General features: G+C 63.3%; 15 protein-coding genes. 6 read left to right on the plus strand and 9 right to left on the minus strand.

Translation table 11 applies throughout. The annotated features are described in order from the left end of the window. Window positions 1–119: 119 nt before the first annotated feature. Window positions 120–1,175 carry a DUF5336 domain-containing protein gene (locus ACVZUB_RS21970; protein WP_042921326.1) on the minus strand — a complete coding sequence of 352 codons (1,056 nt, stop codon included), beginning with the start codon at window positions 1,173–1,175 and terminating at the stop codon, window positions 120–122. Window positions 1,176–1,261: 86 nt separating this feature from the next. On the opposite strand from ACVZUB_RS21970, the gene ACVZUB_RS21975 reads away from it, so the two are divergent. Next, entirely contained in the window at window positions 1,262–1,897 is a 636-nt protein-coding gene (locus tag ACVZUB_RS21975) for an IMPACT family protein (RefSeq protein WP_003946418.1), read from the plus strand. A gap of 42 nt (window positions 1,898–1,939) precedes the next feature. On the opposite strand, the gene sucD is transcribed toward ACVZUB_RS21975, so the two are convergent. The 3 genes from sucD to ACVZUB_RS21990 form a co-directional block, all read right to left on the minus strand. Further along, complete coding sequence (gene sucD, locus ACVZUB_RS21980; protein ID WP_003946432.1) at window positions 1,940–2,842, minus strand: succinate--CoA ligase subunit alpha; 903 nt, start codon at window positions 2,840–2,842, stop codon at window positions 1,940–1,942. 15 nt (window positions 2,843–2,857) lie between these two features. Further along, window positions 2,858–4,027 carry an ADP-forming succinate--CoA ligase subunit beta gene (gene sucC, locus ACVZUB_RS21985; RefSeq protein ID WP_003946426.1) on the minus strand — a complete coding sequence of 390 codons (1,170 nt, stop codon included), beginning with the start codon at window positions 4,025–4,027 and terminating at the stop codon, window positions 2,858–2,860. Between the two features lie 179 nt (window positions 4,028–4,206). Next, window positions 4,207–6,048, minus strand: a complete 1,842-nt coding sequence (locus ACVZUB_RS21990) for a hypothetical protein (protein WP_482627760.1) — start codon at window positions 6,046–6,048, stop codon at window positions 4,207–4,209. A gap of 232 nt (window positions 6,049–6,280) precedes the next feature. Here ACVZUB_RS21990 and ACVZUB_RS21995 point away from each other — a divergent pair, with 232 nt between their 5' ends. Continuing rightward, entirely contained in the window at window positions 6,281–7,303 is a 1,023-nt protein-coding gene (locus ACVZUB_RS21995; protein ID WP_030534879.1) for a M23 family metallopeptidase, read from the plus strand. Window positions 7,304–7,381: 78 nt separating this feature from the next. Here the strand turns inward: ACVZUB_RS21995 and pcrA are convergent, their stop codons facing one another. Beyond that, complete coding sequence (pcrA, locus tag ACVZUB_RS22000; RefSeq protein WP_003946394.1) at window positions 7,382–9,874, minus strand: DNA helicase PcrA; 2,493 nt, start codon at window positions 9,872–9,874, stop codon at window positions 7,382–7,384. A 316-nt stretch (window positions 9,875–10,190) separates the two neighbouring features. Here pcrA and ACVZUB_RS22005 point away from each other — a divergent pair, with 316 nt between their 5' ends. Next, window positions 10,191–10,517, plus strand: a complete 327-nt coding sequence (locus ACVZUB_RS22005; protein ID WP_003946362.1) for a chorismate mutase — start codon at window positions 10,191–10,193, stop codon at window positions 10,515–10,517. 74 nt (window positions 10,518–10,591) lie between these two features. Here the strand turns inward: ACVZUB_RS22005 and ACVZUB_RS22010 are convergent, their stop codons facing one another. Beyond that, window positions 10,592–12,046 (minus strand): NAD-dependent succinate-semialdehyde dehydrogenase, encoded by a 1,455-nt coding sequence (locus ACVZUB_RS22010; protein WP_007727613.1) that lies wholly within the window; start codon window positions 12,044–12,046, stop codon window positions 10,592–10,594. A gap of 92 nt (window positions 12,047–12,138) precedes the next feature. On the opposite strand from ACVZUB_RS22010, the gene pgi reads away from it, so the two are divergent. After that, window positions 12,139–13,794, plus strand: a complete 1,656-nt coding sequence (pgi, locus tag ACVZUB_RS22015) for a glucose-6-phosphate isomerase (protein WP_482627761.1) — start codon at window positions 12,139–12,141, stop codon at window positions 13,792–13,794. A gap of 1 nt (window position 13,795) precedes the next feature. Here pgi and ACVZUB_RS22020 read toward each other — a convergent pair whose 3' ends face one another. Further along, the gene (locus ACVZUB_RS22020) at window positions 13,796–14,608 is read right to left on the minus strand and encodes an FAD:protein FMN transferase (RefSeq protein ID WP_007727618.1); all 813 of its coding nucleotides are present in this window, start codon (window positions 14,606–14,608) and stop codon (window positions 13,796–13,798) included. Window positions 14,609–14,818: 210 nt separating this feature from the next. Between ACVZUB_RS22020 and ACVZUB_RS22025 the strand changes: the two genes are divergently transcribed. Both ACVZUB_RS22025 and ACVZUB_RS22030 read left to right on the plus strand, forming a co-directional pair. Next, on the plus strand, window positions 14,819–14,977 hold the full coding sequence (locus ACVZUB_RS22025) for a hypothetical protein (RefSeq protein WP_155277906.1): 159 nt from the start codon (window positions 14,819–14,821) through the stop codon (window positions 14,975–14,977). Window positions 14,978–15,529: 552 nt separating this feature from the next. Next, window positions 15,530–15,973 carry a helix-turn-helix domain-containing protein gene (locus ACVZUB_RS22030; RefSeq protein WP_003946341.1) on the plus strand — a complete coding sequence of 148 codons (444 nt, stop codon included), beginning with the start codon at window positions 15,530–15,532 and terminating at the stop codon, window positions 15,971–15,973. A 26-nt stretch (window positions 15,974–15,999) separates the two neighbouring features. On the opposite strand, the gene ACVZUB_RS22035 is transcribed toward ACVZUB_RS22030, so the two are convergent. Continuing rightward, window positions 16,000–16,818, minus strand: a complete 819-nt coding sequence (locus ACVZUB_RS22035; RefSeq protein ID WP_482627762.1) for an ABC transporter permease — start codon at window positions 16,816–16,818, stop codon at window positions 16,000–16,002. Next, window positions 16,778–17,524 (minus strand): ABC transporter ATP-binding protein, encoded by a 747-nt coding sequence (locus ACVZUB_RS22040; RefSeq protein ID WP_482627763.1) that lies wholly within the window; start codon window positions 17,522–17,524, stop codon window positions 16,778–16,780. The genes ACVZUB_RS22035 and ACVZUB_RS22040 overlap by 41 nt, the downstream gene beginning before the upstream one ends. Window positions 17,525–17,617 lie beyond the last annotated feature (93 nt).

Consider the following 17,617-nt stretch of genomic DNA (forward strand, 5'->3'; position numbering starts at 1 on the left):
CCTCGAGGGTTTCACTCGACAGTGCGCCGCGCACTCAGGCGCGCCGTCGGGCTCACGGAATGTGGCCTCCACCCGCAGCGGGTCGGAGGCCACATTCATGTTCGTGAAACGAAGAAATACTACTGCTGACGCTCGTCGGGGTTCTGCGAGCCGAAGACCTTGGTCTCGGCCGCGGAATCGCTGCTGCCCTGGTCAGGTTCCGCAGACGGCGTCGGCGCTTCGAAGGTAGGCGGCTCGAAGCCCGTCGGCTGCTCGGTCGAGCCAGTCTGCTGCTGGTTGTACGGCTGGCCGTAACCGCGTGGAGCGGTGAACTGATCCGACGAGTAACTCGGGTTCGGCTGGCCACCGGGCTGAGAGGTCAGCGGATAGTAAGACGACGTCGTCGCGGCCGACGAGTCGGTCTGTCCGGGATTTTGCACCGGGTTCTGCCCGTAGGGAGACGCAGTCTGGCCGTAAGGCGGCTGCGAAGCGGTCGGGTCGACGGGGGCGGCGTGCGCTCCCCCGTATCCCTGCTGCTGCGCCTGCCCGTACTGCGGATTCTGCTGGTACTGGCCCGGCTGCTGAGCCTGCTGAGGCTGGCCGTACTGAGCCTGTCCGTATCCCTGTGGCTGACCTGGCGCCTGCCCCGGCGCCTGGCCCTGGGGCTGGCCGTAAGGCTGCTGCTGACCGTACTGCTGAGCTACCGGTCGGGGCGCGGGCGCCTTCAGAATTCCGATCTCGAACAACAACGCGGCGACTGCGACGACGGTCTGCACGAACGAGAGGATCAGCACGATGATCAGGCCCCAACCGAGGCTGATGTCGACGTAGTCGCTGGTACCGACGGAGAACGCGGCGAACACCAAAGCGAAGAAACCCGTGAGGGTGAGCGCTGCGGCAATGCCTGCATACGACTGCTTCGGGAGGAGCGATACGCCCGCAACCACACCGCCGGCGAAAACGAATCCGAGGCCGTAGATGCTCGATTCGAAGAAACTCGAACTGGTATCCAGGCCGCTACCGATGCCGCTGCTGCTTCCACTGATCGACGTGAAGGGCGCAAAACCGAGCAGGAAATTGATCAGGCCGAGTGCCGCGACGGCGATGAGCAGGATGAATCCGAGATTCTTGGTTCCACCGCCCGCTGCCGGCTGATTCGGTGGCCCGAAGCTGGGCCCTTGCGGCGTGAACGTCATGACTTCTCCTCGTAGACGGTCTTCGATGGTTACCAGCGTATGTGTCTCGACTTCGCACGCTAACACCGACAGGAGACAATGGGCAGATGCCCTTCACCCTCGCGCCCGGCGCCGACCACGTCGTCGAAACCGAGGTGAAGCACTCACGATTCATCGCCGCGCTTCACCGGGTAGACGACGCCGAAGCCGCCACGGAGTTCGTCGCGGAGCAAAAATCGCTGTATCCCGATGCGCGCCATCATTGTTCGGCTTTCGTGATCGGATACGAGGCGAACTCACGCGTCGAACGTGCACACGACGACGGTGAACCGGGCGGCACTGCCGGGGTGCCGATGCTTCAGGTTCTCAAGTCTCGAGATCTGGTCGATGTGATTGTTGTCGTCACGCGCTATTTCGGCGGAATCAAGCTCGGCGCCGGTGGATTGGTCCGCGCGTATTCGGGAGCGGTCTCGGTGGCTCTCGATTCGGCCGAGCTTGTGGCCAGGGAGAGAAAGGTCCTGCGCACTTTGGCGATCCGGCACTCAGAGGCCGGTCGGGTGGAAGCGGAGCTGAGAGCGCGGGGCGTCTCGGTGCTCGGAACTACGTATGGATCGAAGGCGGTGATGACGCTCGCCGCCGGTGACGCCGACGATCTCGATTCGATCGTCGCATCCATCACATCCGGTGCCGGGCAGTTGGAACCTGCCGGGTCGATGTGGGTCGATACCACTGTGCGTGGTTAAGGAGTCCGGAGACTCCCTAACCACGCACGGGGGCGAAGCCCCTTACAGGGACTGAAGAATCTCGCGAGCGAGAGCAGCGGTAGCGGACGGCGTCTTGCCGACCTTCACGCCTGCAGCTTCGAGAGCTTCCTGCTTTGCCTGAGCAGTTCCCGAGGAACCGGAGACGATGGCACCGGCGTGGCCCATGGTCTTGCCTTCGGGAGCGGTGAAGCCTGCCACGTAGCCGACGACCGGCTTGGTGACGTTGGCCTTGATGTAATCGGCTGCACGCTCTTCCGCGTCGCCACCGATTTCACCGATCATCACGATGACCTTGGTCTCGGGATCCTTCTCGAACGCCTCGATGGCGTCGATGTGGGTGGTTCCGATGACCGGGTCGCCGCCGATGCCGATGGCGGTGGAGAAGCCGAAGTCACGGAGTTCGTACATCATCTGGTAGGTCAGGGTGCCCGACTTGGAGACCAGGCCGATGGGGCCGGTGCCTGCAATGTTGGCGGGCGTGATGCCGACGAGGGCCTCACCCGGGGTGATGATGCCGGGGCAGTTCGGTCCGATGATGCGGGTCTTCTTGCCCTTGGACTCGTTGTACGCCCAAGCGTAAGCGGAGTCCTGAACCGGGATGCCCTCGGTGATGACCACGAGGAGCGGGATCTCCGCGTCGATGGCCTCGACGATGGCGTCCTTCGAGAAGGCCGGGGGAACGAATGCGATGGAGACGTCTGCGCCGGTCTCCTTGATTGCCTCTTCGACCGTCGCGAAGACGGGGAGCTCGACAGGGGAACCGTCAGCAGCAACGTGCGAGACCGTGGTGCCGGCCTTGCGAGCGTTGACGCCGCCGACGACCTGGGTGCCGGCCTTGAGCATCAGAGCGGTGTGCTTGGTGCCCTCGCCGCCGGTGATGCCCTGGACGATGACCTTTGAATCCTTGGTGAGGAAGATTGCCATTGTTCTGTGAGTCCCTTACTTCGCTGCGTGAGCGAGTTCGGCGGCCTTGTCGGCGGCCTCGTCCATGGTTGCGACGACCGTGACCAGCGGGTGGTTGGCCTCGGCGAGGATGCGACGACCCTCTTCGACGTTGTTTCCGTCCAGGCGAACGACGAGCGGCTTGTTGGCCTCGTCACCCAGGGTCTTCAGTGCGCCGACGATGCCGTTGGCAACTGCGTCACACGCGGTGATGCCGCCGAAGACGTTGACGAACACGCTCTTGACCTGTGCATCGTTGAGGATGACATCCAGGCCGGCAGCCATGACTGCAGCGGAAGCTCCGCCGCCGATGTCGAGGAAGTTGGCGGGCTTGACGCCACCGTGGTTCTCGCCGGCGTATGCGACGACGTCCAGCGTGGACATGACCAGGCCTGCGCCGTTGCCGATGATTCCGACCTCACCGTCGAGCTTGACGTAGTTGAGGTCGTTTTCCTTGGCCTTGAGCTCGAGGGGATCGGTAGCGTCGCGATCCTCGAATGCCTCGTGGCCGGGCTGACGGAACGCTGCGTTCTCGTCGAGGGTGACCTTGCCGTCGAGGGCGAGGATCTGATCGTCAGGCGTACGAACGAGGGGGTTGACCTCGACGAGGAGTGCGTCTTCGCCGATGAAGACCTCCCACAGCTTCTGGATCGTCACGGCCGCTGCGTCGAGCACCTCTGCGGGCAGCTTTCCTGCCTCGGCGATGCTGCGCGCGAACGCGAGGTCGACGCCCTTGACTGCGTCGACGGGGATCTTGGCGAGAGCGTCGGGGTTCTCCTCGGCGGTGACCTCGATCTCGACGCCACCCTCTACCGAGCACATGGCCAGGTAGGTGCGGTTGGTGCGGTCGAGCAGGAAGGAGATGTAGTACTCCTCGGCAATGTCACTTGCCTCTGCGACCAGCAGCTTCTTGACGACATGGCCCTTGATGTCCAGGCCCAGGATTGCCTCGGCGTTTGCCACTGCGGCATCCACGTCGGGCGAGTACTTGACGCCACCGGCCTTGCCGCGGCCGCCTACCTTGACCTGTGCCTTCACCATCACGGGCTTACCGATTTCTTCGGCAATCTCGCGTGCGCCGGCGACTGTGTCTGTAACACGTCCAGCCGAAGTCGGCACTCCGTGCTTGGCGAAGAGTTCCTTCGCCTGGTATTCGAAGAGATCCATCTGCTCACCGTCTCGTCTGCGTTGTCACCCGCTCGAGGGGTAGGAGCGGGTCTGTTCTGGACTTTAACCAGTTGCCGCGTTCGGTTTGCGCCCGCATTGATGCTATGTGGCCCAAGTCACGCGCAATTGCTCGATGAGGCACGCCTCACCGATTCGGCAAGGTGGCCACACCGAATTTGTCAAGCATCAGTCTCACTGATTCTTGCGCTCGAGAACGCTGCAACGAGAAGCAACACTATGCCCGTGGCCGCTGTGATCGCACCCACCCCCACGGTTGCGTCCGATATGCGCGATGACGTGAGTGGCCACTCACCTACGTACACCAGAGCTGCCACGGCAGATCCGATCAGCAATGCCGCGCCCCGCGACGGCCGCGCGGACGCTGCGATCACAGCGGCGATCACGACGGTGACGCCGACGAGCAGTTGACCCCAGACGTCAATTCCCCACGGCCACTCCAGAACTGAGGCCGCCGTATAGGTGTCGCCCTGATAGAGGGGAAGCGCGGTTCCGATCAGGACAGCGACGGCGCCGATCCCACCGACGATAAGCACCAGCCCTCGCGAACCGCCACCTACCGACGTGTCGACATCCTCACGCTCGGCGCTTCCCGCCAGCCAGACGAGCAGTCCCGTCGCCGCAGCGAGGAAAGCCGCGCCGCAGAGCACGAAGGCGCCGGCCCCCAACCCGACGCCTGGTACGTCCGTCGCGATGACCGCCGACTGCATGACAGCGGCGACTCCCATCACGACCGTGGTCCACAACACGCCGACGGCCGGCCGCACCACCGCGGCGCGGCCCGGGGCGAACAAGACCAGACCGGCGACCAGCAGTACAGCAGCCGCGAGCAGGACAACTCGAGACGAGAGCATGGACGGTTCGGGGATGTTCTCCTGCAACGACAGGACCGGAAATGCCACCCCCAGGGCTGCCACTGCTGCGGTGACAACTGCGCCGATACCGGCAACGCGGTGAAGTCTGTTCACCCGCGCTTGCGCCGCCCGGGACTGAGCCACCATCGCCGCTTTCAGCGCACCCTTTGTCGTCTTCGCGGGTGCGCGAACCACACTTTCAGCGGGAATCGCATCTGTTTCACGCCTGGAAGCGAGGTAGGGAGCTGAAACTCCGATCACGGCGATGACCACGGCGGCCAGTGCCCCGACCACCGATCCCGAACCGACGCCGATCCGATCGCCGGCCGCGAACCCAGCCATCACCCTGGTTCCACTGACTGCGAGTGCGCCGAGACCGACACCGATCAGGGCGCCGCAGCCCACCGGTAGCGAGATGGACGTCAATGCCGCCGCGACCGCAACGAGTACCGCGACGCCGACCAATCCCGTACCGACGGCGGTGGCCGCCGCCGAGTCGACGAGCGGTTTGACCAGAAAGATCGGATCCTGCGAACTGAAGGAAGGACCGAACAGGGAGAGCACGAACACCACCGCGGCCAGAATCAGCAGCGCAGTCGGCCATCCGCCGATCCGCCCGCCAACCGATCGCCCGTCGAATTCCGCGGCGCGAGCGCTGCCGTATCCGTCCCGCTCCGATTCACGATGGACGACCATGAAGCCGAGGACACCGGACACCACAAGAAGTCCGTGGCCCGCGAGCGCGAGATAAGCGCCCGGACCCGCATCGATCGAACCCGCCGAAATCGGACGGAAAAGGTCCAAGCGGTTTGCATCGATTGCGTCGACGAACAACTGAACGTCGAGGATCGCCGCGCCGAGGGACACCGCGCCGATACCTGCCAGGAGTCCACCTGCGAAGGCGGGCCTGCGCCCCGAGGTGAGCACCGCAACCAGCGGCACGACGATCGTGCAGACGGCGGCGAAGAGAGCGGCGGAAGCAAGAGCCCCCGTCGTGTCGACCCCGCGGCCACTCCCGACTCCGACGACGGGACTGGCTGCCACTCCGACGGCACCGAGCAGTCCGATTACCGCCGCGAGTGGCGCCCCGGACTTCACTCCGGGGTCGTCGATACGCGCCTGCGACGTAGTTCCAGGTGTTGTGGACACTCGATCGACGGTAGTGCCTGAATGGACCGGTGATCCGGTTGTGACACGCGCGATCACGAAACGAGATGATTCGTCCGTTTTGCCCGGATCGACATATTCCCAGGTCAAGCTGTGAGGCACGTCACATAATCGGACAGGTTTCCGCTACGGCTTGCGCCCATCGCAATCATTTCGTTACCGTCAGTCGGTCTAAGTCACGGGCTGATCACGAACTCGAGGAGAGAACCGGCATATGCATCACCGCAGCCAGTTCACCGCTAGTAGGTTCTCGAACTCAGCTCCAGACGAGGTCACGACCACTTATCCAACGCACTCGGCCAGGCGTTACACCGAGACCAAAAGTTCTGAGATCTCTACCGATATGTTCACTCGAAATTCATCCTCCACGTCGTCAGATTCCGACTCTCACGAGTTCGTCGAGTCCGACGTGATCAGCACCCCCACTTACGCCTCCTCCGCACCGACAGTCGATGTCGAATCTCCGGTTCGCCGCAGCGGTGCTCACCGACTCCCCACCCCTCCCTCCGCTCTCAAGGGCCGCGCCGCCGTTCTGGCAGTTGCAGCCGGCGCGGTTGTCGCCGCGGGCCAGGCAGTTGTCAACGACGGTTCCTCTTCTGCCGCCGACCACTCGGAAGTTGCACTCGCCAACGAGTCCTCCGCGATCGGTACCACCGCAGAACCGCAGGCCGCTCAGTTCGCTCCGGCCACCTCCACGGCAGCCACCACCGAGGCCGACGCTCCGCAGGTCCTCAACGTCGCAGCGCCGACCGACCTCTCCCAGTTCAGCAACCTGCTTGCCAAGGGCCAGCGTTTCAGTGACGAGCGCGCAGCACGCGAAGCCGCTGCCCGTCGCCCGCTGTTCGTCCTGCCGGCAGTGGGCACGTTCACGTCCAACTTCGGCACCCGCTGGGGCACCCTGCACGCCGGCGTCGACATCGCCGCCCCGATCGGGACGCCCATCGTCGCCGTCGCCGACGGCAAGGTCATCGATTCAGGTCCGGCTTCCGGGTTCGGCATGTGGGTACGCCTACAGCACGCAGACGGAACGATCACCGTCTACGGCCACATCGACACGTCCACCGTCACGGTCGGTCAGCAGGTCATGGCCGGCGACCAGATCGCCACTGTCGGCAACCGCGGCTTCTCCACCGGCCCGCACCTTCACTTCGAGGTTCATCTCGCCGGCGAGAACAAGATCGACCCCCTCCCCTGGCTCGCCTCACGCGGCATCAGCCTCGGCGTCGAGCAGGACTGATCGCAAGCCCAACGCTTCTGATGAAAAACTTCCGGCCCGCACCTTTCCAGGTACGGGCCGGAAGTTTTTGCCTGTCTTCTACAGCTTGACCATCGGCACACCGCCGATGAGCATCAACCGCACCTTGCCCGCGCTACCGAAGTCGATGGTGACCGTCGCGGTGGGGCCAGTGCCCTTGGTTTCCAACACGGTGCCCAGACCGTACTTGTCGTGACTGACGCGGTCACCCGTGGCGAGGACCAGAACGTTGTTGCGGCCACGCGCGGCACCGAAACTGGGAGTCGACGCGGCCTTGCCGGACCCTCCCCCGTAGTTCTGCCCGCCGCCGTATCCCTGGCCGCCCTGGCTGCCGTAGCGGCTTCCGCTGCCGTAACCCGGCCTGCCGCTTCCGAATCCGCCACCGGTGCCCGGATCCTCACGGCGCCAGTTGATCAGGTCCTCCGGGATCTCCTGGATGAACCGCGACGCCGGGTTCTGGATCGGTTGCCCCCACGCCGAACGCATGATCGCGCGCGTCAGGTACAGGCGCTGCCTGGCACGGGTGATGCCGACGTAAGCAAGTCGACGCTCTTCGGACAGCTCCGCCGGATCGCCGAGGGCGCGCATGTGCGGGAACTGCCCGTCCTCCCAACCGGTGACGAAGACGACCGGGAACTCGAGGCCCTTGGCGGTGTGAAGCGTCATCATGGTCACGACGCCGTCGTCGGAGTCCGGCAGTTGATCGGCGTCGGCGACAAGCGATACCCGTTCGAGGAAGGCGGCAAGCGAACCCGGATCGGGTTCACCTTCACGCATTGCTGCGGTTTCCTCGTCGTCCGGATCGATCAGCCCGGCCGCGTTTCGCGCGTCGGAACTGAATTCCCTTGCCACGCTGACGAGTTCGTTCAAGTTGTCGAGTCGCGCGCCATCCTGCGGATCGCTGCTCGCCGCAAGCTCGGCGCGGTAGCCGGTGCGCTCGAGCACCGCCTCGGCAACCTCACCGATGTCACCGAGCTCGAACGGTTCGTCCTCGTCGGCGGCCGCTGTCGGTAGCAGGGCCCGCAGCCCGTCCATCATCTCGAGGAACGACGCGATGGCCTTCTGTGACCGCGTATTGAGCAGCGCCACTTTGCCTTCCGCGCCGTCACGGAGAGCGGCGGCGAAGCTGATGTTGCGATGCTCGGAGTGCACGGCGACGCAGGCTTCGGCTCGATCACCGATACCGCGTCGGGGCGTGTTGAGAATGCGTCGCAGGCTCACGGTGTCGTCCTCGTTGGCGAGGACGCGCAGATACGCGACGATGTCCCGAACTTCCTTGCGCTCGTAGAAGCGAACGCCGCCGACCACCTTGTACGGCACTCCGAGTCGAATGAAGATCTCCTCGAGCGCGCGCGAGGAGTTGTTGGTCCGGTAGAACACCGCGATGTCGGCGAACTTGGTCTCGCCCTGGTCCACCAGCCGATCGATCTCCGAGGCGACAAACGATGCTTCGTCGTGCTCGTTGTCTGCAACGTAGCCGACGATCAGTTCGCCTTCACCCGAATCGGTCCACAGACGCTTTTCTCGTCGGCCGGTGTTCTTGGAAATCACGGAGTTGGCCGCAGACAGAATGTTCTGCGTCGAACGGTAGTTCTGTTCGAGAAGGATGGTCCGAGCATCCGGGTAGTCGCGTTCGAACTCTTCGATGTTGCGGATAGTGGCTCCGCGGAACGCATAGATCGACTGATCGGCGTCACCGACGACGCACAGTTCGGCCGGGGCAACGGCGTGGTCGGACTCGCCGGCTCCACCGACCAGTTCACGCACAAGCATGTACTGCGCGTGGTTGGTGTCCTGGTACTCGTCGACGAGCACGTGACGGAAGCGGCGGCGGTAGTACTCGGCGATCTGTGGAAACGCCTGAAGAAGCGCGACGGTCTCACCGATGAGATCGTCGAAGTCGAGTGCGTTCGCCGCACGCAGCCGCTGTTGGTAGTGGCCGTAGACCTTGGCGATCAGTCGCGGAAGTTCGGCCGGATCCTGATCGGCTGCGACAACCGCCTCTTCCGGTCCGACGAGTTCGTTCTTCAGATTGGAGATATGCGTAGCGAGAAGCCGCGCGGAGAATCGTTTGGTGTCGAGCTCGAGGTCCTTCGAGATCATCGTCAGCAGTCGACGCGAATCGTCGGAATCGTAGATCGAGAAATTCGAGTTCAAACCGGGTAGGAGCGCCGCCTGTGCTCGCAGAATCCGCACGCAACTGGAGTGGAACGTCGAGACCCACATGGCGTTGGCACGCGGTCCGACAAGAGCTGCCACACGCTCGCGCATCTCGGCCGCAGCCTTGTTGGTGAACGTGATGGCCAGGATCTGACCGGGGGTGACACCCCGTTCGGCCAGCAGATAGGCGATACGACGCGTCAGCACTGCAGTCTTGCCCGAGCCGGCGCCCGCGACTATCAGCAACGGCGAACCGGCATGGACCACGGCCTCGCGCTGTTGCGGGTTGAGACCCTCGAGGAGGGCGTCCGAACCCGCGTCGTGTCCCCGCGCGCCGCCCCCGTCGTGCTGGGAATGTCCGTCGTGCTCACCGAGTGCTGGGTACGTGTTCATCGCCTGTCCACGCTACCGGCGTCCACCGACACGGTCGTCAGTGCGTCCACCTGCTGGTAGAGGCACTTGGATTACCTGTGTCGAGCATGGCAAACTGGACGCTATGTTCAGCATTTCCGTTCGCGACAACACGGCCGACCCCGTCGGCCCGCTGTGGCGTTACTTTACGTGCCCCGGACCTCGGTGCACGTGATCTGAACAGCTCACCCGCCCCTGGTCCGAATCGGATCCGGGGCATTTTCGTCAGTGTGCCTGGATCGGTAACGACCCGAGCCGAGACCACGATCCACGCAGTAGGAAGAGGAGACGAATAGCAATGAGCACCCAGGCTGCAGCCCCCCATGGAAATACTGTCGATACTGTAAAAACTGCTCCGACAGACGTCGAGATCCCCCAGAGTGAGGCGGAGATCGACGAACTACGGAAAGAAATCGACCGTCTCGACGCCGAGATCCTCGCGGCCATCAAACGCCGCTCCGAGGTCTCCCAGATCATCGGCCGTACCCGGATGGCATCGGGTGGTCCGCGTCTGGTGCACAGCCGCGAGATGAAGGTCCTAGAACGATTCAACGAGCTGGGCCAGGAAGGCCACACTCTCGCGATGCTGCTCCTGCGCCTGGGCCGCGGACGCCTGGGCCACTAGCGCACACCCAGATCACTTGCGAACGGCCACATCGGATGCCTCTGGCAGTCCCGATGTGGCCGTTCGCGTGTGTATCAGCTCTCGAGCGCGATGTACTTCGTGTTCAGGTATTCCTCGATCCCCTCGGTCCCGCCCTCGCGGCCGAATCCGGATTCCTTCACGCCACCGAACGGCGCTGCCGCGTCCGAGATCACTCCGCGGTTGACGCCGATCATTCCTGATTCCAGTGCGTCGGAAACCCGAAGCGCACGGTCGAGATCCCTTGTGAAGATGTACGCGGCCAGTCCGAACTCGGTGTCGTTGGCGGCTGCGATTCCCTCGGCTTCGGTGTCGAAGCCGGTGATCGCGGCGACGGGTCCGAACACCTCTTCTTTCAGAATCCGCGCGCTGGCCGGAACGTCTGCCAACACCGTGGCTGGATAGAAGTACCCTTCACCACCCGGCGCTTCGCCGCCCAGTCGCACCTTCGCCCCGGCATCCACCGCATCTGCAACCAACTCCGCGACCGTGTCGAGTTGGTTCTGGTTGATCAGCGGGCCGAGCTTCGTCTCCGGGTCGGTACCGGGTCCCATCGTGAAAGTCGCCATCTTCTCGGTCAGCTTGGTCGTGAACTCTTCACGCACGGCGTTGGCGACGTGGAACCGGTTGGCGGCGGTGCATGCTTCGCCTCCGTTGCGAAGCTTCGCCAGTACCGCGCCCTCGACTGCCTTGTCGACGTCCGCGTCGTCGAACACCACGAAGGGTGCGTTGCCACCCAATTCCATCGACGTGCGGAGCAATCGCTTCGCGGACTTCTCCACCAGCATCTTGCCGACGCCGGTGGACCCGGTGAAGGTGAGCTTGCGCAGTCGAGGGTCGTCGATGAGAGGGCCGGTCACTTCACCGGATTTCGATGTCGGCAACACCGAGAGGACTCCGTCGGGCAACCCGGCTTCGGCCATGAGCTGAGCAAGCAACAACATCGTCAACGGGGTCTCCGAGGCGGGCTTGACGATGATCGTGCAGCCGGCGGCCAACGCCGGGCCGATCTTGCGGGTACCCATCGCCAACGGGAAATTCCAGGGAGTGATGGCCAGACACGGTCCGACCGGCGCCTTGGTGACAAGGATCCGGCCGTTGCCCGCCGGCGCCGGCGTGTAGCGCCCGCCGATGCGAACGGCCTCCTCGCTGAACCACCGGAAGAACTCCGCCCCGTACTTCACCTCGGCGCGACTTTCGGCGAGTGCCTTGCCCATTTCGAGGGTCATCAGCAGCGCCACGTCCTCGGCTCGCTCGGTGATCTTCTCGAAGACGGCTCGCAGGATTTCACCACGCTCGCGCGCAGGTGTGCTCGCCCACTTCGACGAGACGGCGACGGCTTCGTCGAGAGCGCGCAGCGCGTCCGCGGGGCTCGCATCGGCGACATCGGTCAACGATTTCCCGGTCGCCGGATCCGCCACCGGGAAGGTCGCGTTGTTCTCCGCGGGCACGAACCGACCGCCGACGAACAACTGGGTGGGAACTGATCGAATGAATTCGAATGTGTCCATGGGTTCCATGATGCTCGTCGGAGCCGCGTCCGTCTGCCCGCGAGCGAGACTCACGCGGAAGTTTCCAGCTTGTGCCACTAAAGTCGATGATTGTGAGCACTGACATCACCGGAACCTCAGCCTGGCAGAAACTGCGCGCTCATTACGCCGACACCGAAGGCGTTCACCTGCGAGAACTCTTCCAGGACGATCCAGCCCGCGGGCGAGAGCTGACGATCGACGCCGGTGATCTTCACATCGACTACAGCAAGCATCGCGTCAGCCGCGAAACTCTCGCGCTACTCGTCGACCTGGCCCGCGAGGCCGGCGTCGAGGCACGACGCGACGCGATGTTCGCGGGCGATCACATCAACACTTCCGAAGACCGCGCCGTACTGCACACAGCGCTGCGTCTGCCCAAGGATTCTGCTCTGACCGTCGACGGTCAAGACGTCGTCGCGGACGTTCACGAAGTTCTGGACGCGATGGGCGCTTTTGCCGATCGTGTGCGCAGCGGCGAGTGGACCGGAGCTACCGGCAAGCGCATCCGCACCATCGTCAACATCGGCATCGGCGGTTCCGACCTCGGGCCGGTGATGGTCTACCGCGCACTACGGCATTACGCCGACGCCGGAATCAGCGTCCGGTTCGTCTCCAACATCGACCCTGTCGATCTGGTCGGACAGCTCGACGACCTCGATCCGGAGACGACGCTCTTCATCGTCGCATCCAAGACGTTCTCCACCCTCGAGACCCTCACCAACGCGACAGCGGCAAAGCGTTGGCTGTTCGCCGGTCTGGGCAGCGAAGACGTCTCGGCCGTAGCCAAGCATTTCGTCGCAGTCTCCACCCACGGTGACCGTGTGGCGGAGTTCGGCATCGACACCGCGAACATGTTCGGGTTCTGGGATTGGGTCGGCGGGCGCTACTCCGTCGACTCGGCGATCGGCTTGTCGGTCATGTGTGCCGTCGGACCGCTTCGCTTTGCGGAGTTCCTCGACGGTTTCCACCAGATCGACACGCACTTCCGAAACCAACCGCTCGAGCAGAACGCGCCGGTCCTCCTCGGCCTCATCGGGCTCTGGTATTCCAACTTCTTCGGCGCACAGTCCCGCGCAGTGCTGCCCTACTCCAACGACTTGCTGCGCTTTCCCGCCTACCTGCAGCAGCTGACCATGGAGTCCAACGGCAAATCGGTTCGCGCCGACGGCTCACCGGTGACCACGTCGACCGGTGAGATCTTCTGGGGCGAGCCCGGAACCAACGGCCAACACGCCTTCTACCAACTCCTGCATCAGGGCACCTGGCTGGTGCCTGCCGATTTCATCGGGTTCGCGGAATCCACCGACGATCTGCCTACTGCGGACGGCACGGGATCAATGCACGATCTGCTCATGAGTAACTTCTTCGCTCAGACAAAGGTTCTCGCGTTCGGGAAGACTGCCGAAGAAATCGCGTCAGAGGGCACTGCTCCGGAGCTGGTGCCACACAAGGTGATGCCAGGCAACCGACCGTCGAGCACTATCTTGGCGAGGGAGCTGACCCCCTCGGTCGTCGGTCAGCTGATCGCACTTTACGAGCACCAGGTATTTGTCGAAGGTGCTGTGTGGGGTGTCAATCCGTTCGATCAGTGGGGCGTCGAACTCGGCAAGACACAAGCCATGGAACTGGGGCCTGCGCTCTCTTCCGAAGCAGCACCCGGCGACCTCGGCGACACATCCACAGATGCTCTGGTGCAGTGGTACCGCAGAGAGCGCGGACGGGCCTGACTCACGCGGCCGCCGGGCCGAACCAACTTTCCGTTGTGTACACGCGTCCGGATCGGTCGACGAGCCGAGCCCGAAGCTCTTGCTGTTCAACCCATTTGATGGCGCTTATCCCCCGGATCAACGCAGCTTCGCTCGCGGCGTACGCCCACACCGCGTCGTCAGCAATCACCGAGACCTGTGCCCATTCCGTGGAGGGCCGCTCCTGGTTCGGCTCCCAGGAGGGCAGCTCCAGCGCCCGCGCCGTCGCCATCGCGGTTCCGTTGATCAGTTCGACTTCTTCGCTGTCCGGCACCGGAATCTGCCAGCCACCAGCCGGTGCATGGCCGGCCGTGGCGATCACGTCGCCGATCCGCACAGCAACGCCGCATTGTAATTCGGCGGCGACGATCTGCGCGGCGCGATCGACGGTGTCGGCCTTGGCAACTCCGGTGATGTCGAACGACGCACCCCAGGGCGCGTACACCACGTCTCCGTCGAGCTGTACGTCCTCGAACGTCGGGGTCGGGTGCACCGGAGGGATGGATTCGTCCTCGGAGTAGTTGTCGGCAAGCGGATTGACTGCACCGCCGGTCATACGGGCAGCCCACAGCGCCGACCGCAGCAGAGCCGACATACGTCGTGTCACTTTGACCGGAGTTCCCTGAGCGAGGTTGACGGCGTGAATCTCGGCGTCTCCCCGGCGAAGGTCGCAGACCGCTTCGGTTTCGTCGATGGCAGCTGCGATCAACGCGTGCGCAGTAGGCAGCGCAGCGCCCTCGGTGACGTCCACCTCCACGGCGGAATCCCACATCGCCCACTTCTCGACACTGACCATGTCAGTCCTGCCCTTCGAACACACTGTGTTGTAACCAGTATGCGCCGGTCAGCAACCCCCGTGCCATAAAGCGCTTCCGAGGCCGAGGCACACATGCCGCAGGTTGAGCAGCGCACGGCGGGGACTGGATGGTAGATCTGTGCGACAGAATTGCCGCCCGGACTGTCGCCCTCCGTGTGCAAGACGTGTAATCCTCCACATGGTTCTGACATGCACCTGACTGCGACGACGTCGACTACTACTGGCGCAGCGGGCAATTCCGATCCGAAAGACGCAGAGTCGACGCTCGACATGTCCGGCCGGCCGGCTGCGCTTCGAGCCCGGTCCGCCGCAGCAACACGCCCGGGCGGCGCTGATGTCACCGCATGAACCTTATGTCACCGCATGAAAAATGGGGACCGACGAGAAGCACTGTGTTCCAACGTCGATGACATACCAATCGGCCGCTTTCGATGCGCGTCACTTTCGCAGGTGGACACACCTGAGCGCTCACTCTCGAGTGCAGCAAAATACGGGCCCACCACTGCGCGCGAGCGTCGAGCAGAGCACCGAGAAGAAGTCCCGAACACGCGGCGCGCCAACCGCCGGCACGACGACGCCCGGTGCCCGGCGGCAGCGCTTCGCACGTTACAGACCGAGCAGGAATGCATCGACACAAAATGGATAGGACCGGCTGAAAGAACCTGCAGCACAATGGCGTAACCACCACCGTTCGGCTTATACGCTACCGCCGTACACCTTGGCAAAACGAACGGTCAGTACGCGGCGAAAATCACATACTTTACAAAGTCTTTGGAATTTTTCTGCGCCAAATATCCGCAGGTGAAAGGACTTTCGACCAGAGTCCAGAATAACCGTGTCGTCTACTATGTGAAAACTGCGAAGTAGCTGTGACGCTGGGTCACGCTCGAGGGAGGAATTGTGACCGATTCATTCAAGGACCGTTTGAACGCCTTGTACCCGGCCACAGCACCGAGACTCACCAACGCACAAGTTGTGGAAGCCCTTTCGCAACGTGGATGCAAGATTTCGACACCGTACCTCTCGCAACTCCGGAGCGGTGTGCGCACGAATCCATCGGAGCAAGTCGTTTTGGCATTGGCCGATTACTTCGGCGTAGCAGCAGAGTATTTCTTCGGCCCGACACCTCGCCAAGATCCCGAACTGATTCCGGAAGAAGACCGTTCGGTTGTCGAGGAGTTCCACGACAGCGAATTACGTTCTCTGGCCATAAAAGCGGTCGATCTCTCCCCTGAATCGCAGGACTTGCTCTCATCGATTGCGGAGAAACTTCGCTCGTCCGAAGGACTCCCGGCCGTCCCTCCGGATTGCAGCACCTACACCCCACCGTTCACTCGCGACTAGTCCGGAGCGAAGTTCAGCGAGTCAGATCAGCGAGTCAAGCGGCCCAATAGTGCCGAAGCTGTGATGATTCCGAGCAGCGCGGCCCCGATCAGCACGCCGAAGTCGACGAAGTAGTCGGTCGGCATTCCGATCAGCAGACCGCGCAGCGCTGACACCTCGTAACTCAGCGGATTGATGCGACTGAGCCACTGAACCCACGTCGGCAAGAGTTCGACCGGGTACAGAGCGTTGGACGCGAAGAACAACGGCATGGTGATCGCCTGGCCGATGCCCATCAATCGATCTCGCTTGAGCACGATCCCCGCGATCGCAACCGACAGACAGGCGAAGAACGCCGAGCCGAGGACAACGACAGCCACGACGCCGAGCAGCTTGATCGGGTTCCACGTCATGCTCACGCCCAGCAGCGCCGCTACAACGACTACGACCACGGCCTGGGCGACCGCACGGATACCGGCCGCAAATGCCTTTCCGGTGACCAGCGCGGCTCGTGGCGTCGGCGTCACCATGAGTTTGGTGAGGACTCCCGCGTCACGCTCCCAGATGATCTGGATTCCGTAGAAGATCGCAACAAAAAGCGCGGACTGCGCAATGATGCCCAGCGCGAGAAAGTCGAGATACGGTACGTCGCCAGTCGGGATCGCTCGGATATGACTGAACGTCTGACCGAAGATCACCAACCAGAGGATCGGCTGGATTGCGCGCGTGACCAATTCAGATCGGTCGTGCCGCAACTTCTGAACCTCCACGAGGCAGAATGTGTAAATTCTCGAGAGCAATCGAGCAAACCCGTTGGTAGTGGGATCAGCCCAAGCGGCGCGCTGTGCGACGGGCACTGCGGACATCGCGGAGACCTCCTGACTTGTCGCCGGTGAGATCGTCGCCGGTGTAGTGACGGAACACGTCTTCGAGAGTGGCCTCCGGCCCCAGTTCGGCGGCCAACGCGCTCGGCTCGCCCACCGCACGAAGTTCACCGTGATGCATCAACGCAACACGATCACACAACTCCTCCGCTTCTTCCATGTAGTGCGTCGTGAGCAGCACAGTCATGCCGTACCGCTTCTGCATCTCCGCCACTCGCTGCCAGACGGATTCGCGGGCAATGGGATCCAACCCCACCGTCGGTTCGTCGAGCACCAGCAACGACGGTCGGTTCACCAGCGCCTGCGCAAGTTCGAGCCGTCGCACCATACCGCCGGAGAAGCTCGACGCGAGACGCTCACCTGAATCGAGCAGATCCACCATCTCGAGCGCCTGGTCGACGCGCTCGCGTCGTTCGGACCGCGGAACGTCGTACAGTCGCGCGAACCAGGTCACGTTCTCGCGTGCGGTCAATGCGCTTTCGATCGAGAGCTGTTGTGGCACGTACCCGAGGTAGCGCCGAATGGTCATCGCTTCGCTGCGAACGGAGCGACCGAGAATTCGAATGTCACCCTCTTGCAGAGGAAGTAACGTGTTGAGCAACCTGATCGTCGTCGTCTTTCCTGCACCGTTGGGACCGAGCAGGCCGAAGCATTCCCCCGCGTTGACGACCAGACTCAGGTTGTCCACCGCCCGATGACCGCCGAACTTCTATGTGACCGAGTCGATCTCGACCGCGGGTGCGTCAGGGTCAGGCATGTGTACTGCTCGGCTCCTCCACCA

It is taken from the genome of Rhodococcus sp. OS5, from assembly GCF_056837585.1.